Annotated in this window: 18 protein-coding genes; 3 read left to right on the forward strand and 15 right to left on the reverse strand. The window is 64.5% G+C overall.

Annotation, left to right across the window (positions count from 1 at the left end):
- Positions 1–5: 5 nt before the first annotated feature.
- The 11 genes from RLN94_RS04400 to RLN94_RS04450 all read right to left on the reverse strand — a co-directional run bounded on the left by RLN94_RS04400 (position 6) and on the right by RLN94_RS04450 (position 11,320).
- Positions 6–1,052, reverse strand: coding sequence for an N-acetyltransferase DgcN family protein (locus tag RLN94_RS04400; protein WP_350123255.1), 1,047 nt, complete (start codon positions 1,050–1,052; stop codon positions 6–8).
- Entirely contained in the window at positions 1,045–2,085 is a 1,041-nt protein-coding gene (locus RLN94_RS04405; protein ID WP_350123252.1) for a mandelate racemase/muconate lactonizing enzyme family protein, read from the reverse strand. Before RLN94_RS04405 ends, RLN94_RS04400 begins: the two co-directional genes overlap by 8 nt.
- Before the next feature lies 1 nt (position 2,086).
- The gene (locus RLN94_RS04410) at positions 2,087–3,109 is read right to left on the reverse strand and encodes a histone deacetylase family protein (RefSeq protein ID WP_350123249.1); all 1,023 of its coding nucleotides are present in this window, start codon (positions 3,107–3,109) and stop codon (positions 2,087–2,089) included.
- A complete protein-coding gene (locus tag RLN94_RS04415; protein WP_350123246.1) occupies positions 3,106–3,600 on the reverse strand; it encodes a GNAT family N-acetyltransferase in 495 nt (164 codons plus the stop codon). Before RLN94_RS04415 ends, RLN94_RS04410 begins: the two co-directional genes overlap by 4 nt.
- Positions 3,587–4,513 (reverse strand): 3,5-dioxohexanoate:acetyl-CoA acetone transferase, encoded by a 927-nt coding sequence (gene kce / locus RLN94_RS04420; protein WP_350123243.1) that lies wholly within the window; start codon positions 4,511–4,513, stop codon positions 3,587–3,589. Before kce ends, RLN94_RS04415 begins: the two co-directional genes overlap by 14 nt.
- A gap of 163 nt (positions 4,514–4,676) precedes the next feature.
- The gene (locus RLN94_RS04425) at positions 4,677–6,014 is read right to left on the reverse strand and encodes an aminotransferase family protein (RefSeq protein ID WP_350123333.1); all 1,338 of its coding nucleotides are present in this window, start codon (positions 6,012–6,014) and stop codon (positions 4,677–4,679) included.
- 8 nt (positions 6,015–6,022) lie between these two features.
- Positions 6,023–6,745 (reverse strand): ABC transporter ATP-binding protein, encoded by a 723-nt coding sequence (locus RLN94_RS04430; protein ID WP_350123240.1) that lies wholly within the window; start codon positions 6,743–6,745, stop codon positions 6,023–6,025.
- Complete coding sequence (locus tag RLN94_RS04435; protein WP_350123237.1) at positions 6,742–7,482, reverse strand: ABC transporter ATP-binding protein; 741 nt, start codon at positions 7,480–7,482, stop codon at positions 6,742–6,744. The genes RLN94_RS04430 and RLN94_RS04435 overlap by 4 nt, the downstream gene beginning before the upstream one ends.
- Positions 7,479–8,711: a branched-chain amino acid ABC transporter permease gene (locus RLN94_RS04440; RefSeq protein WP_350123234.1), complete on the reverse strand. Its 1,233-nt coding sequence runs from the start codon at positions 8,709–8,711 to the stop codon at positions 7,479–7,481. Before RLN94_RS04440 ends, RLN94_RS04435 begins: the two co-directional genes overlap by 4 nt.
- A gap of 12 nt (positions 8,712–8,723) precedes the next feature.
- Positions 8,724–9,992 (reverse strand): branched-chain amino acid ABC transporter permease, encoded by a 1,269-nt coding sequence (locus RLN94_RS04445; protein WP_350123231.1) that lies wholly within the window; start codon positions 9,990–9,992, stop codon positions 8,724–8,726.
- A gap of 92 nt (positions 9,993–10,084) precedes the next feature.
- Positions 10,085–11,320 (reverse strand): ABC transporter substrate-binding protein, encoded by a 1,236-nt coding sequence (locus RLN94_RS04450; protein ID WP_350123228.1) that lies wholly within the window; start codon positions 11,318–11,320, stop codon positions 10,085–10,087.
- A 72-nt stretch (positions 11,321–11,392) separates the two neighbouring features.
- Between RLN94_RS04450 and RLN94_RS04455 the strand changes: the two genes are divergently transcribed.
- The 3 genes from RLN94_RS04455 (at position 11,393) to RLN94_RS04465 (ending at position 15,956) form a co-directional block, all read left to right on the forward strand.
- The gene (locus tag RLN94_RS04455; protein ID WP_350123225.1) at positions 11,393–12,484 is read left to right on the forward strand and encodes a LysR family transcriptional regulator; all 1,092 of its coding nucleotides are present in this window, start codon (positions 11,393–11,395) and stop codon (positions 12,482–12,484) included.
- Positions 12,485–12,587: 103 nt separating this feature from the next.
- Complete coding sequence (locus RLN94_RS04460) at positions 12,588–13,328, forward strand: helix-turn-helix domain-containing protein (protein WP_350123222.1); 741 nt, start codon at positions 12,588–12,590, stop codon at positions 13,326–13,328.
- 117 nt (positions 13,329–13,445) lie between these two features.
- The gene (locus RLN94_RS04465; RefSeq protein WP_350123219.1) at positions 13,446–15,956 is read left to right on the forward strand and encodes a Hint domain-containing protein; all 2,511 of its coding nucleotides are present in this window, start codon (positions 13,446–13,448) and stop codon (positions 15,954–15,956) included.
- A 134-nt stretch (positions 15,957–16,090) separates the two neighbouring features.
- Here the strand turns inward: RLN94_RS04465 and RLN94_RS04470 are convergent, their stop codons facing one another.
- The 4 genes from RLN94_RS04470 to RLN94_RS04485 form a co-directional block, all read right to left on the reverse strand.
- Positions 16,091–17,476, reverse strand: coding sequence for an ABC transporter permease subunit (locus RLN94_RS04470; RefSeq protein ID WP_350123216.1), 1,386 nt, complete (start codon positions 17,474–17,476; stop codon positions 16,091–16,093).
- Positions 17,473–18,393, reverse strand: coding sequence for an ABC transporter permease (locus tag RLN94_RS04475; RefSeq protein ID WP_350123213.1), 921 nt, complete (start codon positions 18,391–18,393; stop codon positions 17,473–17,475). The genes RLN94_RS04470 and RLN94_RS04475 overlap by 4 nt, the downstream gene beginning before the upstream one ends.
- A 12-nt stretch (positions 18,394–18,405) precedes the next feature.
- Positions 18,406–19,518 carry an ABC transporter ATP-binding protein gene (locus tag RLN94_RS04480; RefSeq protein ID WP_350123210.1) on the reverse strand — a complete coding sequence of 371 codons (1,113 nt, stop codon included), beginning with the start codon at positions 19,516–19,518 and terminating at the stop codon, positions 18,406–18,408.
- 114 nt (positions 19,519–19,632) lie between these two features.
- A complete protein-coding gene (locus RLN94_RS04485; RefSeq protein ID WP_350123207.1) occupies positions 19,633–20,766 on the reverse strand; it encodes an extracellular solute-binding protein in 1,134 nt (377 codons plus the stop codon).
- Positions 20,767–21,003: the final 237 nt, after the last annotated feature.

Consider the following 21,003-nt stretch of genomic DNA (forward strand, 5'->3'; position numbering starts at 1 on the left):
CGATGTCACGCCTTGACGGAGAGCACCGCCTGGGCCAGCGGTTGCGCGCTGAAGCGCACCGGGTCTGCCACGGGCAGGCCGGTTTCCTGGGCGGTCCGGTCGATCGCCTCCTGCGCCGCGGCCTCATCAAGATCGCGGGTGTTGAGCGCAATGCCGACGACCTTGGCCGGGGTCAGCGCCCCGCCCGCCCGCGCCACCATCTCGTTGAGTGCGATGACTTCCTTGAGCGGGGGGACGGTTATGGCATCCCCCGCGGTGTCGAGCACGTCCATCCCCGCCCGGTGGCACAGCACCAGCGCATTGGCACTGCTTCCGCGCATCAGCGGCAGGGTCGCCGTGCTGCCCGGATGGAGAAGCGAGCCCTGCCCCTCGATGATCAGCACGTCGTGGCCGGCATTTTCCAGCACCATCCGCTCGACCGCGCCAGCCGCATGATCCACCCGGAAGGCGTCGAGCGGAATGCCCTTGCCGGTGATCGCGACGCCGCTCTGCCCGGTGGCGAGAAAGGCCGCGTCGTGGCCCGCATCACAGAGCGATGACCAGATTTCGAGGCCGGAGGTTTTCTTGCCGACGGCCATGTCGGTGCCCACCATCAGCGCACGGATGTTCGGCAGCTTCGCGGCACGTCCCATGGCGATGGGTGGCATGGCGTCGGTCGGCGTGCGGATGTCCCAGATCCACTGGCCGGGCTGCAAGCGGTCACCCAGCGTGTCGTTCAGCCGGTCATGCAGCCCGTTGACCACCGACAGCCCGGCACCGATCGCCTGTTCCAGCATCGCCATCCACTCGGGCGGCACCCGCCCGCCGGAGGGCGTTGTGCCGAGCACCAGCACCTCGGCGCCCAGGTCAATGGCCTCGTCCAGCGATGCGACGATGGGAATGTCGCGGTCGATCTTGCAGAGCTCCCGAAGGCTCTTGCCCACGGCGCGGCTGTCGATCACGCAGGTCACCGGGTTACGGCCGTAGCGAATGATCCCCTCGGCCATCTTGGCGTTGATGAGTCCCATGTTGGCCTCGGCATAGATGGCGATCTTCTGGGTCGGCTCAAGCATCGGGCAGGTCTCCTCCGTGGCCGGGGCGGTCGGCGGGAAGGGTGACGCCTTCGACCAGCGGGGCGCCATCGGCCGGGTCGGGGTCGAGGTTGAGGTGGCTGTCGAGGTCGATATAGTCGAAAAGCGCCCCGATCGAGGCGCCCGCAGCGATCGAGACCGCGCTCTCGCCCATGCAGCCGATCATCGTCTTCAGGCCGAAGGCACGAGCGGTGGCGACGATGCGCAGCGCCTCGGTGATGCCGCCGCATTTCATCAGCTTCAGGTTCACCCCGTCGACCCGGTCGGCGAAGCCGGGGATATCGCCCGACATGCGGCAGCTTTCATCGACGAAGATCGGCAGGGAACGGTCCTTGAAAAGATCGGCAAGCTGATCCTCGGCCCCGCGCACCAGCGGCTGTTCGATATACTCCGCCCGCCGCTCGGCCAGCCAGCCCATCATGTGGCGCGCATCGTCGAGCGACCAGCCGCCATTGGCATCTACCCGCAGAACGACATCGGCATCGCCGACACTTTCGACCACGGCCGCGTACATCGCCTTGTCGGCCTCGATCCCCTCGGGCGAGCCGAGCTTGATCTTGAGGGCCTTCGCGCCCTTCTCCAGCAGCAGGGGCACCCGCTCGCGCACCACCTCCGGCGGGTTGATCCCGACGGTAAGGGAGGTCGGCACGCCCCGCCGCGCCAGCCCGAGAAGGCGGTAAAGCGGCATGCCCGCCTGTTTCGCCTTGAGATCCCACAGGGCCATGTCGAGCCCTGCCAGGGCACAGGGGGCGACGCCCGCTTCGTGCGCCCTGTCCCACGTGTCGTGAATGGCCTGCGCATCGAAGCCGCGATCCAGCACGCCGCGCAGCATGGTTTCGGCTTCGTCCGTTGTCTCGGCGCCTTCGGTGACGCCGGGGGCCACCTCGCCCCAGCCGGTCTGCCCGTTCTCGGTGACCGAGAGGAACAGGTTCTCCGCCCCTTCGATCACCCCCCGGCTGATGGCCAGCGGGAAACGCTTCTTGAGATAGACCTTGCGGAAGGTGACCTCTGCCATGTCAGTGTCCTTCGATGCCGTTGAGAAAGGCGGTGAGATTGTGGCCCAGCGCGTCGGAGACGTATCCCCCCTCCTGCACGATGACGAGCGGCAGGCCGGTGCCTGCGATGGCGGCGGCGATGCGCGTGAAGCCTTCGGTCGTCACCGCGAAGCCCTGGAACGGGTCGTCGACATGGGCGTCGAGGCCCAGCGCCACCACGATCACGTCGGCACCGAAATCGGTGATCCGCTCGAGCGCCTTGTCGAGCGTATTCAGGTAGGTCTCGTCATCCGTTCCACGGTCCAGCGGCAGGTTGAGATTGGCGCCGAGCCCGGCCCCCTCGCCCCGTTCATGGGCGTGGCCCCAGAAGAACGGGTAGAACCGCACCGGATCGGCATGGATCGAGACGGTCAGCACGTCGCCGCGGGCATAGAACATGCCCTGGGTGCCATTGCCGTGATGCACGTCGACGTCGAGGATGGCCGGGCGCAGGCCCCTGGACAGCAGGCGCTGTGCCGCGATGCCCGAGTTGTTGAAGAAACAGAAGCCGCCGGCGAGATCGGCGAAGGCGTGATGCCCCGGCGGGCGGGAGAGCGCGTAGACGGCGCGCATGCCGTCGGCCACCGCATCCGCGCCGCTGACGGCGGTCTGGGCCGACCAGTAGGCGGCCTTCCAGGTGTATTCGGCGATCGGGCAGGCCGTGTCGGCCTGGTGAAACCCCGCCTGCCCCACCGCGGATTTCGGGTAGCTGTCGGTGCGGTTCATCGGATGGACGTTGGGGATTACCTCGTCCGAGGCACCCTCGATCCGCTGCCAGCGGGCGTGAATGTTGCGCAGGAAGGTCAGGTACTCGGCCGTGTGCACCGCCGCAATGGGCCCGAGCCCGGCATCGGCCGGCGTCTCGAAGACACAGCCCGCCGCCTCTGCCCCCGCTTTCAGGATATCGACGCGCCTGGGCACCTCGGGGTTGGGTTTTTGCGTGCCGTTGGCCATGAAGTTCTTCGGGTCATGGGCGCGCTGGCGGTCGTCGAGGATGGCTTTCATTGAGGGTCTCCCAGCAGGTCGTTGAAGGCGTCCGCCTTCAGAAGGCAGGTCAGGTCACGCTCGGCCATACCAAAGCCGAGCCGGTCGTAAAACGCCCTGGCGGAGGTATTCTCGGCATAGACGGTCAATTTGAGGAACCGGGCCTGCCATTTTCGCGCCGCGAGTTCCGCCACGGCGCGCAGGAGCGCCCGGCCCAGCCCCTGCCCCCGCGCCGCATCGGCGACCCAGAGATCGGAGACATAGACACCTGCCGCGCCGATGGTCGTCGAAAAGATCGGCGACATAAGCGCCGCCCCCACGACCGTGCTATCATCGCGCGCCAGCAGGCCGTGACAGGCCGGGGCGTCACCCACGCAGGCGCGCGCAAGCACGTCGGCTGTCGCGCGGTGCGTATCGCCCATGTCGGCCGAGAGGACCTCCAGCGCACGGGCGAGATCGCCGATATCCTCTGCTCTGACTGGCGAGATGTCGAGTGTCTCAGAAGGCCACATGTGCCGCCCCCTTGAGCCCGAGCATCTCCCGCGCCTCGTCCGGCGTGGCCACTTCCCGGCCCAGCCCCTCGACGATCCGGCGGACCTTGGTGACCTGCTCGGCATTCGACACTGCCAGTTTCCCCCTTTCGATATAGAGGCTGTCCTCGAGCCCCACGCGCACATGCCCGCCCATCCCGGCGGCCATCGCGGCCATCGGCATCTGGTCCCGGCCCGCCGCAAGCACCGAGAAGCGGTAATCCTGTCCGAAATAGCCATCGGCCAGCCGCACCATGTGCGTCAGCGTCTCGGGAGCGGCGGCCATGCCGCCCAGCACGCCGAAGACGAACTGGATGAAGACCGGCGGTTTCACCATCCCGCGCTCGACGAAATGGCGCAGCATGACGAGGTGGCCCATGTCGTAGCATTCGAACTCGAACCTTGCCCCGCGCTTTTCCCCCATCTCTTTCAGGACATGGGCAATGTCGCGGGGGGTGTTCTTGAAGATCAGGTCGTCGGTCGCCTCCAGAAACGGTTTTTCCCAGTCGAAGCGCCAGTCGCGCTCTTTTACGGCCATGGGATATAGCGCGAAGTTCATCGACCCCATGTTGAGCGAGCACATTTCCGGTTCGGCCGCCATCGCACCCTCGAGCCGATCTTCCAGCGACATGATCGCGCTTCCGCCGGTGGTGATGTTGATCACGGCATCGCAGCGGTCCCGGATGCCCGGCAGGAATTCCATGAAATGGGCGGCCTTCGAGGAGGGCCGGCCGGTTTCCGGGTCACGTGCATGCAGGTGCAGGATCGCCGCGCCGGCCTCGGCGGCGTCTACGGCCTGATCCTCGATGTCCTTCGCGGTGAAAGGCAGATGCGGCGACAGGCTGGGCGTGTGGATCGAGCCGGTGACGGCGCAGGTGATGATGATCTTCGACATGGGAGTTAACCGGCCAGATTGGGGGCCAGCCCCCAAGCCCCCGTGATATTTTCAGCCAGAAGAAGCAAGCGCGCGTGTTCCATGCTTCTTCTGGCCCGAAATATCCCCGCCGGAGGCATCCAACGGCGCGGGCAGGCGCATCCAGTCAGGTCGAGGCGCACGGTCAAAGCCCCGCTTCCTCGCAGAACCGGTCGAGGGCGCGGGTGAGTTTCTCGATGAGTTCGTCCACCTGTTCCGTGGTGGTGATCATCGGCGGCGCGACGATGAAATGATCGCCGGAATAGCCCCCGCGCGTGCGGCGGGAGTAGATGATGAGCCCCTCGTCATAGGCCGCCTCGACCAGCCGGTCATAGGCGTTCATCTCCTTCGGCAGCGGCGCCATGGTTGACCTGTCAGCGACAAGTTCGAAGGCCTGCAACATCCCCATGCCGCGCACGTCGCCGATAATCGGGTAACGATTCATCAGCGCGCGCAGGCGGTGGCCGAGTTGCGTGCCCACATCCAGCGCGTTCGCCATCATGTCCTGCCGTTCGATCTCCTCGATCACGGCGAGGCCGGCCGCGCAGGCGAGCGGATTGCCGGCATAGGTGAAGCCATGGATGAAGCCGCCCTGCCCCAGCACCGCCTCGACGATTTCCTCCTGAGCGATCACCGCGCCGAGGGGCATGTAACCGGCGCCGAACCCCTTGGAGAGCGCGGCGATATCTGGCACCGTGTCCCAGTTGTCGGCGGCGAAGAAGGTGCCGGTGCGGCCGCCGCCTGATATCACCTCGTCATGGATCAGCAGCACGTCGTAGCGGTCACAGATCTCGCGGATGCGCTTCATGTACCCTTCCGGCGGCATCAGGCAGCCGGTCGAGGCTCCGCCGATGGGCTCGACGATGAAGGCCAGCACGGTTTCCGGGCCTTCCTGCAGGATGCGCTCTTCCAGCATGTCGGCATAGTGGCGTCCGGTTTCCGGGTCGCCGGGGTCGAGCCCGTCGAGATAGGCGCGCGGCGCCGGGATTTTCGGCATCTGCCGCATCATCGGGTCGAAAGGTGCCGTCATCGGCGCGTAACCGGTCAGCGCCAGCGCGCCAAGCGTACAGCCGTGATAGGCTGGGTAGCGCGAGATCACTTTCCAGCGCTGCGGCTCGCCCACGGCCAGCTTGTACTGGCGGGCAAGCTTAATGGCGCTTTCCACCGCTTCCGAGCCCCCGGAGACGAAGAACACCCGCTCCATCCCCTCGGGAGCCATGCCCGCGACCTTGGCCGCCAGTGCCTCGCCCGGCTCGGTTTCGAAATGCAGGCGATAGCCGAAGGTGGCGATCTCCATCTGCTTGCGCATCGCCTCCAGCACATTCGGATTGGAATGGCCGATATTGCAGACCATCGCGCCGGACGAGCCGTCTAGATAACGCTTGCCGTCCACGTCCCAGATATACACGCCTTCGGCCTTCCTCAGCCGCGGCCGGCGCTGCCGGGTCTGGTAGAAAAGGTGGCTCTTGCCCTGCCCGTCCATGTCGTCTCTCACGCTATCCAGAATGCCTTTTCGAGATCGTCGAACTCGCTGGCCGGACCTTCGAACTTGTTGCGGCCCAGTTCAAGCACATAGACATAGTCGGCGATCTTGAGCGCGTGGCGGATTTCCTGGTCGACCAGAAGAATTGTCAGCCTGTCGACCTTCGACAGGTCGGTCAGCATCTCGTAGACCTCCTCGGCCAGCATTTTCGAAAGACCCGCGGTCGGCTCGTCGACCAGCAGCATCTTGGGCTCGGACATCAGCGTACGGCCGATCTCGACCATGCGCTGTTGGCCCCCCGACAGCTCGCCCGTCACCTGCTTGCGCTTGTCGCGCAGCGCCGGGAAGCGTTCGTAATTGGCCTCGACCTTCTGACGGACCTGCTTGCGGTCGCGGCGGAAGGTCCAGCCGCCCAGTTCGAGGTTCTCCTCGACGGTCATGTCCTTGAATACGCCAGGCTGCTGCGGGATATAGGCCAGCCCCTTGAGGATCTTCTCGTGCGGCGGGATGCCGAGGACCGACTCGCCGTCGAGCAGGATGTCGCCCTTGTTGGGCGCGAGGAAGCCGAAGGCGGCCTTGAGCGCGGTCGACTTGCCGACGCCGTTGGCGCCGAGGATCGTGGTGATCTGGCCCTGCCTTGCCTTGATGTCGAGGTCGGACAGGATATTGAGATCCCGGTAGTAGCCCACCGAGAGGTTCTTCATCTCGAGAACGGTTTCCGGTTCGCTCATGCCGGGGCCTCCTCGCCTTCCTCGGCGCCGAGATAGGCCTCGATCACCGCCGGGTCGTTCTTGACGTCCTCGGGCGGGCCGTCGGCGATGAGATCGCCGAAGTTCAGAACCAGAAGCCGCTGGGAGAGCGAGAAGATGGAATCCATCTGGTGGCTGATGATGATGATCGCCTTGCCCTCGTCGTTGACGCGCTGGATGTAGGCATAGATCACCTCCATCAGGCGCGGGTGAACGCCGGCAAAGGGCTCGTCGAGGATGATGACATCGGGGTTGAGCATCAGAAGCCGCCCCAGTTCCAGCAGCTTCTGCTGCCCGCCCGACAGGGCCTGTGCGTATTCGTTGCGCAGGTGGTCGATGGTGAGGAATTCCAGCACCCCCATCGCCTTGTCGCGCAGCTCCGCCTGCCCGTGGGTGTTGCCCAAGGCGAGCGCCGGCACGTAGAGGTTCTCCAGCACCGTCATCCGGCGGAAGGAGCGCGTCACCTGGAAGGTCCGGCCCAGCCCGGCGCGCGCCACTTCGAAGGGCTGCAACTGGTCGATGCGCTTTTCCCCGAGATAGACCGTGCCGCTAGTAGGCTTGATCGCCCCGTCGAGGATGTTGGTCATCGTCGTCTTCCCCGCCCCGTTGGGGCCGATCAGGCCGATCAGTTCGGGACCGTTGATCTCGAAATTCACGCCTTTCAGGACATGGTTGCCGCCAAAGCGTTTCTGCAGGTTGGTGACCTTGAGATGTATCACTCCGGTGCCTCCGTTCTGTGGGGGCCGCCGCCAGGGCCGGTGACGGTGGAGGCGCGCTTGGCGACGGTTTCCTCGGCCACGCCTTCGCGGCGGAAATAGCCGATGATCGGGGCAATCAGACCGTTGCGGAAGAAGCGGAGCGTGATCATCAGCAGGAGGCCGAAGAAGACCAGCCGCCAGATCGTCATGTCGACCTCGACCCCGCCGATGACGAAGCTGTTGCGCAGGAGTTCGAGCACCACCTGCAGGATGATCGCACCGATGGCGGCGGCGACGAAATTCTCGATGCCGCCGATCACCGCCATGGCGACGACAAGGCTCATCTGCAGCAGGAACAGCATGTTGGGCGTGATGATCTGCACGTAGTGCCCTTGTACTGCACCCGCCGCGGCGGCCATGGCGCAGGTGATGGTGAAGACCAGCACCTTGTAGCGCGTCGTGTTCACGCCCAGCGCGGCGGCCGCATCCTGATCCTCGCGCAGGGCGCGCACGAAGAGGCCGAATTTCGACCGGGCGAGCCATCCGAGGATGGCAAGGCAGGCCAGCAGCAGCGCCAGCATGGTGTAGTAGGGCGGTAGCTTGTCGGTGGGCTCGAAATAGGTGCCGAAGAGATTGACACCGTTGGGGTAGAGCGGCGGAAGCTCCAGGCCCGCCTGCCCCCTCGTGATATCGATCTCGGCCGAGATGGTCGCCTTGAGGATTTCCGAGAAGCCCAGCGTGAAGAGCGCGAGATAGGCCGCCCGCAGGCGCAGGACCAGCATGCCGACGAGGAAGCCGGCCAGAGCACCCATCAGCGTGCCCAGTATAATCCCCAGCAAGACAGGCATCGGTCGCATGTCGACGCTACCGCCCCACGCCTCGAGCGCCTGACGCAGGCAATCCTGCGTGAGCGTGGTCGAAGTCACCCCGATCGGGTTCACCACAACCAGCCACTGCCCGAAGAACCGCATTTCGGCGCAAAGCTGCGTGGGTTCGGGCGAGAGGTAGAGATAGTGGCAGAAAAGGCCCGTCGTATAGGCGCCGATCGCCATGAACCCCATGTGCCCGAACGAGAACTGCCCGGCATAGCCCGACAGCATCGACCAGCTTGCCGCGAGGATCGCGTAGAAGAAGCCGGTGATCAGGATATGCATGATGTAGTCGTAATCCGCCGCGCCATAGGTCAGCGGGAAGATCAGCAGCAGGATCACGAAGATGCCGCCGGCGATGTTGGGTATCTGCTTTTTCATGCCCTCTGCCCCCTAGCCCTTACCGTGCATGCCGCCGGCGAAACGGCGTCCGAACATGCCCGTGGGCCGCAAGAGCAGCGTGAGCGTGAGAACGATCATCCCGTAGGCGGGGATATAACTGGCGGCCTTCTGCGCATCTGGCACGCATCCGGTGCCCGCCGCCTCGACCAGCCCGACCATGATGCCGCCGATGAAGGCCCCGGGCAGAGAGCCGAGACCGCCGAGCACGACAATCACGAAGGAGCGCATTGCCGGGATGGCGCCCACCTGCGGTAGCCACGAGAAGGCTTGAACCAATAGTGCGCCAGCCAGTGCCGCGATCATCCCGCCAAGCGCGAAGGCCAGCATGTTCATTGTGTTGGGGTTGATGCCGGTGATGGCCGCGGCTTCGCGGTCCTGGCTGACGGCACGCAATGCCTTGCCGGTCCATGTCCGGTGCATGAGGAACAGCAGCGCCAGCAGCACGAGGATGCAGGTGATCGCCGCCGTGAAGCGCGGGCTCGAGATGGTGACCTGCTCGAACAGCGTCATGCTGCCCCGGCTGGTCTTGATCCAGATCGGGTCGGCCTCGGCCGGGAAGCGCCAGCGCGGGAATTCAAGGAAGCGCTGCGCCTTTACCGGGTTGGCGCCGACGAGGGCTTGAACGAAATACTGCAGGGTGAAGGCCAGGCCGAAGGTGACGAGGATGCCGTATTCGATCGGCCGGTCGATCTTGCCGTGATACATCGGCGTCAGCATCAGCCGCTCGAACACCGCGCCCAGCAGGAAGGCCACGAGGCAGGCGCCCAGCACCCCCATCAGCGGGTTGATCCCGGGCAGCCAGACCTCGGTGATGAAATAGACCAGCATCCCGCCGATCATGTAGAACTCGCCATGGGCGAAGCTGACCACGCCGAGGATCGAGAAGATCAGCGACAGGCCCAGCGCCATGAACCCGTAGATGATGCCGATGATCAGCCCGTTGACGAACTGGCTGGCGACGAAGCCGCCCGAGACCACGCAGATGTTGTCGGGATCGGCGAAGCTGAAGGTCACCGCGATGATCAGCACGGTCAGCAGCGCGAGCGACGTGGTCAGGTAGACGGAGGTGCGCGGTGTCGCCGCCCAGACCGCCGCCAGCCCCACGGGGCCCAGCGAGGCACCTGCCATGGTGCCGATGAAGGCCGCGTTGGAGGTGTCGAGATCGCAGGCGAGGTAGCGGCGCTTGATGAGGATACTTCCGGCCACACCCCAGATGATCATCCAGGCCAGAACGCCCCAGAACAGCAACGGAAATTCCACGATGTCCCCCGTGTCACGCCGGGTTTGCCCCGGCTGTTTTCGGATTGTCGAATGTCCGGGCGCCGAAACCGGCGCCCGGACGGATCAGCGGATCATTCGTTTACGAAGACCGGCTCGGCGGTCTTGTAGGCATCCGGGTAGACGATCGCCGCGCTGGTCGAGTCCTGCCCTTCTTCCTGGTACTGGATCATGGTCAGGGCCGGATCGGGCCACTGGTGCCACCACTCGTCGCCCTTGCCGTCTTCCGACGGATCCTTCTGGGTGCCATAGGGGAAGTATATCTTGCCCAGCGTGCCGTCATGCTCGATCGATTCCAGTGCCGTCACGATTGCATCCGCCTCGGTCGAGCCCGCCTCCTCGATGGCCTGGGCGATGATGGCGATCGAGTCATAGGCTTCCATCGCGTAGCTCTCGACGTCCGACTTGCCCATCCGCTCCTTGTAGGTGGCGGCGAAGGCCTTGCCCTTCTCGGTGAATTGCGACTCGGGAACGCCGATGCGCTGGACAAAGGCGTTCTGCCCGTCCGGCACGTTCTGCCAGTAGGCACCGGATTCCAGCGCGTCCTGTCCGGTCACGAAAGGCAGGTCGAGCGGCCCGATGCCGGCGTCGGCGGCCTGCTGGGTGAAGTTGTAGGCGGCCTCGCCCGTCACCAGCGTGATGATCATGTCCGGGTTCTCGGCCTTGATACGCTGGACGATGCCGGCATAGTCCTGTGTGCCGATATCGACCGAGAAGGTCGTGCTTTCCACACCGCCGCTTTCCAGCCCCTTGGCGGTTTCCTGCGAGGCCGGGATGCCATAGTCGGTGTTCTCGGTGAGGATCGCCACCTTCTCGACGCCGGGCACGGTCAGGGCGAATTGCCAGATGGTGGCCGAGGCCCACGAGCTGAGCGGCGCGATGCGGAAGATGTATTTCTGCTTGTCGCCGGTGATCGTGTCGTTCCACGTCTCGGCAAAGACCACCGGTACGCCGAGGCGCTGCGCCACGTCCTTGGAGGCCACGCCGACCGAGCTGTGATAGCCGCCGCCCACGGCGACCACGCCATCCTGGGTGATGAATTTCTCCATCAGCGCGGCGCCCTTCTCGGGCAGGCCCTCGGAATCGCCGACCACGACCTCGATATCACAGCCCAGCACGCCGCCATCGGCGTTGATGTCTTCCTCGGCGATCAGCATCGCCTCGCGCATCGCCTCGCCGCCGACCACGGTACCGGGGGCGGACAGCGGGGCGATCCCGCCGATCTTGATGGGGCAGTCGGCCGCCATGGCGGCGCCAGCCGTCACGATGGCGCCGACCGCGGTGGCGGTCAGCAGTCTGATTGTCGTCATGGAATGTCTCCCGTTGGTTCCCGGCTCTTTTTCCCGAGCCTCGTGGGCCAAACTATTGCAGGCCCCGCCAAAATGCCTCAAATTGATAATACCTATTCAGGCCATAGACGGCATCTATGGGGCCGATCAGGGCGGCCGGAAGCGGAAAGGGACAGGGCGCTGAACCACGCGGACAAGTTTGTCACCAACCTCGACTGGAACCTGCTGCGTACCTTCGTGGTGATCGTCGAGGAAGGCGGGATCACGGCGGCCGCCACGCGCCTCCTGCGGCGGCAGCCAACGGTCAGCGTGGCGCTCGGCCGGCTCGAGGCCCAGATCGGAAGCCGCCTTATAGAACGGGGCGGCGGAGCGTTCCGGCTCACCGCGGCGGGGCGCGAGCTGTATCGCGAATGCACCGAGATTTACGGGTCGGTATCAAGGCTGGCCGACCTGACGCAATCGGCCTCAAAGAACCTGACCGGCCATGTCGACGTTTTGCTGGCAAGCCACGTGGTCACCCCGATCCTCGACCAGACGCTGATCGAGTTCCACCGCCTCCACCCGGCCGTCAGCTTCGAGGTGCGCGTCGAGACCAGCCGCAACGTCCTGCGCGGCGTGCTGGAGAAAACGGCACCGTTCGGGATTTGCCTTCTGAACAGGCGGTTGGAGAAACTGGACTACGAGCGCATCTACCGCGAGCATTTCGGCTTCTTCTGCGGCCCGCCTCATCCGCTCTATGGCCGGCGGGATCTCGACATCAGCGATCTGCGGGGCTGTGCCGGGGTGTCCTTCGAGACCGACAGCATGGACGACGCGCTTCGCCCCGTGGCCGTGTTCCGCCGGGACAACGACCTCGACCACAATATCGTCGGCCGATCGAGCCACCTCGAGGAAGTGCGGCGGCTGATCTATTGCGGGCTGGGCATCGGCCCCCTGCCCGTTCACGTCGTGCGGCAGGATCTGGAGAACGGCACGTTGTGGCGGCTGCCACCCTATACCAATCCGCCGGCGGTCGACATCTACGTGGTCACGAACCCGGCCAGCCGCCTCAGCCGGACCGAGGCGGCATTCCTTGCCGCGCTCAAGGCCCAGATCGCGGCCAAGACACTGGCCGACCGCACCTATGACGATGTCAGCCCGCCCGGCTTTGCCTCCCGCCCCCTGACGGCGGAGGAGACGAAATGATCTCGCGGCTTGCATGCGCAGCGAGGGCTTGGGCTGTCGCCGGATCGGAAATGATCCCGAAGGGGCGAGATTGCGGCGGAACTATGTCAGGACCGGGACAGCGATGAGCAGCGGAACGGAAACGGACGGCGCGGTGACGGGCTCTGCGGGCCGGGCCCTGCTGGTCCTGGGGCTGATATTGGAACACGGCCCGGTATCGCCGCAGAGGCTGACCGCGATCAGCGGGCTCAGCCGCACGGCGGTTCACCGGGCGATCCACGCGCTGATCGATCGGGGGTTCGTCCGCTACCAGCTTGGCAAGATGCACGTGATCGTCACCGCCGAGCTGCGCGACAGTTTCCGCGGCGCGTTTTTCAGCCCGCCGGGCATCGACGCGGTATCGAAAGCCGTGGACGAAGGGCTCAAACATCGCCGAATTCACTGTGAAATCGCGGTGTTGAGCCAGGCCGGCGAGGTTCGCATCGTTGAAACCACCGCCCCCGACGAGGAGACCGAGGTCGACTTCTTCGAGAGTGATCTGGTGTCGGTGCTGCTTTCGCATTTCGATCCCGTGGCGGTGACGAGAATGACCGCCCGCGCCCTGCGCGCCGCAGGCGACGGCGTCAACGTGGAACACGATTTTCTCGACCGGTACCGGCAGGCGCAATACCAGGGCTTCATCTGGAACGGACAGCACGGTGCGCTATGCCTCCGTGTTCAGGGTGATTCGGACCAGGCGGTCGGACTTCGCCTCATTTCACGCGGATCGGGGCGGCATCGGCAGCGAGATTGCGTCGAAACTGCGGAGGCAATTGGGCGGCTTCTGCCCGGAATGTTTCCAAATCTCTCCACAATACGCGAGTGATTTCAGTATACGGAATGATCCGTTTGTCTTTGCTGCGCCGCAGGGCTACCAATTTCCTCGATGCAAGTACCGGTGCGTCTTGTGACGTTCCGGCAACCAGTAAAGAGGAACACGATTATGGCCCCGACCAACAATCCCGGCATCGTCGACGGTGAAGATACCGGCGAGAACATGGGTCTCGGTTACGATGACTCCAACGCTCCGACCGACCAGGGCGGAGATCAGATCACCAATGGCGACGACACGATCTACGGTAATGGCGGCGATGACACCATCGACGGCGCCGGCGGCAATGACGTGATCCGGGGTGACGGGCCCGACGGTTCCTCCGGCGCTGGCGCGCGGGAGTTCTTCCAGTGGTCGGAAGCCCCCGGCTTCGGCGACCTTGCCCATGCCGACGGTTTCACCCAGGATACCGGCGAGGCCTCAATCACCTTCTCGATCGAGAACGCGGATGCCGGCACGCAGAGCCAGTATCAGACCGAGGATCAGCTGACCGCGGGCCTCGATGACGAGGTCGCCGAGGATGCCTCCTTTGAATCGGTGACGAATGGCAGCGGCCACAACACCACCTATCGCTGGACGTCCAATGACGGCACGATCGAGAATGTCGAGTTCCGCGTGAACGACCTCGACGGTGACGGCCTTGTCGAAGTGCGCGCTTACGATGCGGAGGGCAACGAAGTGCCCGTTTACATCGAGGACGCAGGCACCGGTATCACCACGTCGAGCACCAACGGCCTCGACGGCAACAACTTCGCCGACAGCAACGACATCAATTATACCGATGACAACAATCCGGAGCACTCCTTCAAGGTCAGCATCCCGGGTCCGGTGGCCTATTACGAAGTGATTCACACCCAGAACGGGGATGCCAACAGCGGCATCAACATCACCGACATCGCGTTCAACGTGTCGGGTGGCGGCGTGCCGGGCAACGACAAGATCTTCGGCGGTGACGGCGATGACGACATCGACGGCGGCGACGGCTCGGACTCGGTCTTCGGCGGCAACGGCGACGACACGCTGACCGGCGGCGCGGGTGACGACACGGTTACCGGCGGGAACGGCAATGACGTGGTCGAGGACCTGGATGGCGACAACACCATCGACACCTCCTCCGAGCTCGGCCAGGCCGCCCTGCCCGACCGTGGCTACCCGGGCCTGTTCCCGGCCGACGGCGACCCGAACGATGACCGGGATTCCGTGACCACGGGCGACGGCAACGACAACATCGTCACGGGCGACGACGCCGACACGATCGTGTCGGGCGGTGGCAACGACACCATCAACGCCGGCATCGACGATGACGAAGTCTATGCCGGTGACGGCGATGACCTGATCACGCTGGGCGAAGGGTCGGACTATGTCGAGGCCGGCGCAGGCAACGACACCATCTACGGTGGTCTTGGCCCGAGCTTCCCGGATCAGCTCAACATCACCGACGACGACACCGGCGGCGCCAGCCCCGACCTCGTGACCGACAACGGCATGGACACGATCTATGCCGGCGCGGGCGACGACGTGGTCTATGGCGAGGACGACGATGACGAGATCTACGGCGAGGATGGCAACGACTATCTCGACGGCGGCATCGACGAAGACACCATCGACGGCGGCGAGGGTAACGACACGCTGATCGGTGGCCAAGACGACGACTCGCTCATCGGCGGTCTCGGCGATGACGAGATGTCCGGCGGCAACGGCAACGACATCTTCGTCGAGAACGGCGGCGACGGTGCCGACACGATTACCGACTTCGGTGTCGGCGATACCGGCTCGATCACCGATGGCGACCAGACGAACAACGATTTCGTCGACCTGAGCGGGTTCTATAACGACACCACGCTTGCAGACGTCAATGCGGCCGGCGGCAGCTTTACCTCGGCGATCGACATGCTGCGGGCGGATGCCGAGGATGGCCGGATCGACGGAGTCATCGGCGGCACCGACTACAGCGCCCAGATCGGCGATGTCGACCTGACGCTGCAGGACGGGGCGGGCGGCGCTGTCACCGGGTCGAGCCTGACCCGCGACAACACCAACGTGCCCTGCTTCGTCTCGGGCACGCTGATCGCCACGCGCCGCGGCTCGGTTCCGATCGAGGAACTGAAGGCGGGCGACGAAGTGATCACCATGGACCACGGGTTCCAGAAGATCCGCTGGATCGGCTCGACCACGGTTCCGGCCGAGGGCGCTCTGGCCCCGGTGGTGATCCGCAGGGGCGCCATGGGCAACGAACGCGATCTGCGCGTCTCGCCGCAGCACCGGATGCTGGTGCGTGGCTGGCACGTGGAACTGATGTTCGGCAAGCCCGAGGCCCTCGTACCCGCCAAGGCGCTGATCAACGACGAGACGGTCTTCCCGCTGGAAGGCGGCACGGTGGATTATTACCACATGATGTTCGACCGCCACGAGCTGGTCTATGCCGAGGGTATCCCGTCGGAGAGCTTCCACCCCGGCCACGTGGGCATGGGCGCCTTTGCCGAGGACGCACGCGAGGAAATCCTCGCGCTCTTTCCGGAACTGCGCGAGGACGTCACGGCCTATTCCGAGCCGGTGCGCCCGACCCTGAAGGTGCGCGAAGCCCGGGTGCTGGCGGAGAACCCCGAACTGATCAAAGAGTAAGCGCGCAAGCGCAATGGTTCGAGTGAATGAAGGGGCGCCTTTCGGGGCGCCCCTTTCCTGTTGTTCGTGCCTGCCATGGCGGGGGTGCGTCGCAGCCCGGCCGATCGATACAGCCGGGCCGGAGATCCCGGGCCCTATTCGCTTTGCAGATTGTCCGGATTGAACACGTTGCCGAAGCCGGAACCGTCATCCTCTTCGGTGGGCGCCGTGCCCTCCTCCTCTTCGCCGCTCTGGAGGTTCCCGGGGTCGAACACGTTGCCGAACCCGGAGCTGTCACCGCCTTCGTCAGGGGCTTCGCTTTCCTCTTCTCCTTGCAGGTTGCCGGGGTCGAAGACATTGCCGAAGCCGGAGTTGTCCCCGTCTGCCGGGGCCGCCTCTTCCGGGGCGTCGGTGCCGGGCGTCAGTTCGTCGGGATCGAACACCCCTTCGAACTTCCGCTGGCGTTCCTCTTCCCGCTGACGGCGCTCCTCCTCACGCTGCTCGCGCAACTCCTGGATACGCTGTTCGGCCTCGAGGCGTTTCTCCTCGCTTACGCGGGCGATGCAGGCGTCGGGGCTGTAGGCCGTGGCCGTGCCGACAACGGTGATCGCGCCGATGCAGAAGATGACGAGGACAATGGCCGCCGGGTTGCCCGACAGGAACCGGGGCAGCCTCATGCCGCCGCCCGTCACCTCGCCCACCGAGCGGTTCTGCCGCGCGGCAAAGGCGAGCTGGCGGCGCCGGATGATCGACTCGTTCAGCAGGGCGAAGAACACCGTCAGCACGACGATGATGAAGGCCAGCGCCGAGATCGACGGGTTGATGCCGTACCGTACCTTCTGCGCCAGTTCGATCGTCAGGGTCGGGTACTGGCCGAAAGTGAAGGTCGTGGTGTTGTAGTTCTCGAAACTGGCGAGAAACGCCAGCACGGCGGCCGAGGCGATGGCCGGCCGCATGAAGGGTAGCAACACCTTGCGGAACGCCTGCGCATGCGTCGCGCCGAGATCGAGCGCGGCTTCCGTCTGGCCGACATCGTACCGCTGCAGCCGCGCCACCAGCACCAGCATGCAATAGCTCGCGATGAAGGTGGACTGGCCGATCACGGTCAGGAAGATGCCGTTCGACAGGAAGCTGTCGGGCCCCAGCCCCAGGAACCGGTTGATCCGGTCCCAGAAAACCAGCGTCGAGATCCCCAGCACCACGCCGGGGATCAGGATCGGGGCGATGATCACCGTGTAATAGGTCGCCCGCAGTTTCGGCCAGATCTGCGTCAGCACCAGCGCCGCCGCAAGCCCCATTGAAACCGACAGGACCACCGTGCCGGCGCCGATGATGAACGAGTTCCGGATGCCGTTCAGGATACGCTCATCCCGAAACAACTCGCCGAACCAGTCGAAGGTCAGGCATTCCCACGGTGTCGCCTGTGGAAACTCGGAAGAGTTGAAGGCGGTGACCGACATGATCACCAGCGGCCCCAGCAGGTAAGCGAAGAAGATCGCGAGATAGATCCAGACGCTCACACGGATCGCGGACAGGTTCATTTGCCGATATCCCCCATGTTCACCTTGAACAGGCGCATGAGCGCCAGAACGAGGAGGATACAGGTCACCAGCAGAACGATCGCGTAGGCCGCGCCCTGGGGCCAGTCATTGTTGTCGTTGAACTGCTGATAGATCAACTGCGTGAACCACAGGCTGGATGGCCCGCCCAGGATTTGCGGGGCCGCCAGCGCGCCGGCGGTCAGCATGAAGACCATGGTACATCCCGAGCTGATGCCCGGCTTGGCGTAGGGGATCACCACACGGCGATGGATCGTCGTCCAGCTTGCCCCCATGTCTCGGGCCGCCTCGATCTGGTTGCGGTCAAGGCTTTCGATCACGTTGTAGATCGGGAAGATCATCAGCAGGATGTAGGCATAGCCCAGCCCTGCATAGAGCGCGATGTCGTTGCGGATGAAGTCGAAGGGCGCGTCGAAGACGCCCAGCCCCATCAGCACCGTGTTGATCACCCCGCTTTCGCCGAAGATGATGCGCAGGGCAAAGGCGCGCAGGATCTCGTTGATCCAGTAGGGAATGATCAGCATCAGCGCGAAGATGCGGATCTTGTTGCCCTTGGACTGGCCCAGATAATAGGCGATCGGGTAGCACAGGATGAGGTTGAACAGCGTCACGAAAATCGCGGCGATAATCGTGCGGTAGAAAACCCGCAGGTCGACGCTGTTGAAGCTCTGGCTGCCGCCTTCCGGACCGAAGATCAGGTATTGGTAGTTTTCGAGGGTATAGGTGTCACTCGGCCCGCCGTAGGCCGGCGGCGGCAGGTTGTGCCGGAACGAGAAGTCGAGCATCGAAAGCTGCGGCAGGATGATCAGGCCGATCGTCCAGAAGAGGACGAGGCCCAGCATCAAAAGGCCCATGCCCAAGCCGTTGCGATTGAAGAACTCTTTCAGAAAACGGGGCATCACGTGGTCCCCCTATTCCGTCGCCAATTCGCCGTGGGGCACGATCACCGCGTTCCTCACGTCGTATTCCAAGGTCATGGGCGCCCCGAGATGGCTTTGGAAGGACTGGCCGACATTGGGCAGCGAGACCTTCAGTTCCTTGCCGCCCTCGCCCGCCATGAAGATGTTGTAGGCGTTGCCCTCGAATTCCTCGTTGGTGACCGTGGCGGTGACAAAATGGTTGCCGGTGGCGCCCGCGCTGGCAATCGCGAAGGCCTCGGGGCGGATGAACATCATCGCCTTGTCGCCCGCTTTCATCTTGCCGCGGTTGGCGGTCGAGATGGTGGCTAGAAGATCGCCCGAACGGTTGGTGGACATCACCGCCTCGTCGCCCTTCACCTCCTTGATGGTGCCGCGGAAGACGTTGTTCTCGCCCACGAAGGATGCCGCAAAGGCCGTGGCCGGGTCGTTGTAGATGGCCCGGCCCGTGCCGATCTGGTCGATCACCCCGGCCTTCATCACCGCGATCTTGTCGGACATGGTCAGCGCCTCGCCCTGGTCGTGGGTGATGTAGATGAAGGTGATGCCGACACGCTGCTGGATTTCACGCAGTTCGGTGCGCATGTGCTGGCGCAGCTTCAGGTCGAGCGCCGAGAGCGGCTCGTCGAGCAGCAGAACGTCCGGTTCGGCACAGAGCGCGCGGGCGATGGCCACCCGCTGCCGCTGACCGCCCGACAGTTCCGAGGGCAGCTTGTCGCCCTGCCCCTTGAGCGCGATCATGTCGAGCAGTTCGTCGGCGCGCTTGCGCCGCTCGGCCGTGCTGGCGCCCTTGATTTCCAGCGAAAAGGTGATGTTCTCCCACACCTTCATCAGCGGGAAGAGCGCCAGGTTCTGGAAGATCAGCGCGGTCGGCCGCTTGTTCGGCCCGATCCCCTTCATGTCCTTGCCGCCGATCAGCACCCGGCCGTCCGACGGCTCGAGGAAGCCCGACACCGCCCGCAGGATCGTCGTCTTGCCACAGCCCGACGGGCCGAGAAACGAGAAGAAATTGCCACCGTCAATGGCCACGTTCGCGTCGCGCACCGCAACGAAATCGCCGAACCTGATCCACAGGTTCTCCAGATCGACACCGACCCCTGCACTCATCTGCTGTCCCCCTTGGCCGTGCGCGTTTCGCCCCATCCCCGGACGCCGCGCACTTGTCTGTCATGCTGAATGCCCCGGCCCCGTGACGGGGGCCGGGGTTCGCCAAGGCGCGGTTTACGCGCTCTTGAACTTGTTGACGAACTCGGTGCGCACCTCGGCGTACCAGGGTGCCTCGGCCGGCCAGGGGTTTAGGTTGGCCAGGCTGTCGCCCGGATAGGCCTCGGCAAAGTTCTTCTTGTAGGTATCGCCCGAAAACTGGTCGGCGCCCAGCACCGGCGAGTTGTAGCCGTGGCTGTCGATGGCGACGCCCGCAGGCTCCTGCTGGTAGGCAAAGTCGATGAAGGCGTAGATCTGCTCCATGTTCTGGGCGCCGATCGGCACCGACATGCCGTCGACCCAGGCCATCGCGCCCTCGACCGGCGCCTGGTAATGCACCGGCTCGCCCGCGGATTTCAGGGCCAGCGGCGGACCGTCCCAGGTCTGGCCGACCACGACGCCTTCGTTCAGCAGGCCGTTCTTCTGGGTATCGGCATCGTTCCAGATCAGCTTGATCCGGTTCTTGCGCTCGATGGTCCAGTCGGCGATCTGGGTCCAGACCTTCCGCATGGTTTCCTCGTCGCTATAGGCTGACCAGACCGAGCCCGGCTCCATCTGGCCCGAGGCCTCCATGTAGAGGCCGGCGCCCAGCAGCATCGAGTGCGCACGGCCCATCGTCTTGCCGGCGTTCTCTTCCGACCAGACATCGCCGTAGCTCGGCGCATCGCCGCTCGGAAGCCACTGGTCGGTGCGGTAGGCGATGCCCTCGGTGCCCCAGATATGTGGCAGCCAGTGCACGCCTTCGCCGCCGAAGTTCCACGCATCGGTGCCGATCTTGGCCATCGACGGGTTCACCGCGTCGATGTTGACCTTGTTCATGTCGAACGGCTGAAGCAGTTCCAGCGGCTCCCACTGCAGCGAGCGATTGTTGGTGGGGCTGACGATGTCGAAGCCCTGGCCCTTGGTGGCCTTCATCTTGTTGATGATTTCCTCGTTCGAGCCGATCCCGGTGTAGTTCACCTTGATGCCCGTTTCGCCTTCGAAATCGGAGATGAACTTCTCGGGCAGGTAGTCCGACCACATCAGGATGTTGATCTCGCCCGACGAGGCCAGCGCGCTTTTCGAATAGAGCGGTGCGGCCAGCGCCGTGGCGCCCAGGGTAGTGGCTCCGCGCAAGACGGACCGGCGCGTGAGGTTGGATTTGGTTGTCATGTATGTTCTCCCTTCAGGACTTTGACCCGATGAACCTCGGTTCTTATTGTAACGCTTTTATGGTGCGGAGTGTCGCCGCCATTCCCCATAACGCGAAGTGACAGTTCACAGAATACATAAGTCCAGATGAGCCGATTCTGCGCAAGGTTTTCCAACCCGCGGTACAAAATATGGGCAGATCAGGGCGAACTGGACTGATTGCCGAAACCGGCAAAATTGCAGTTCACCGCGGGCCAC

The organism is Roseovarius sp. (assembly GCF_040223625.1).
In the GTDB taxonomy this organism is placed as follows: domain Bacteria; phylum Pseudomonadota; class Alphaproteobacteria; order Rhodobacterales; family Rhodobacteraceae; genus Roseovarius.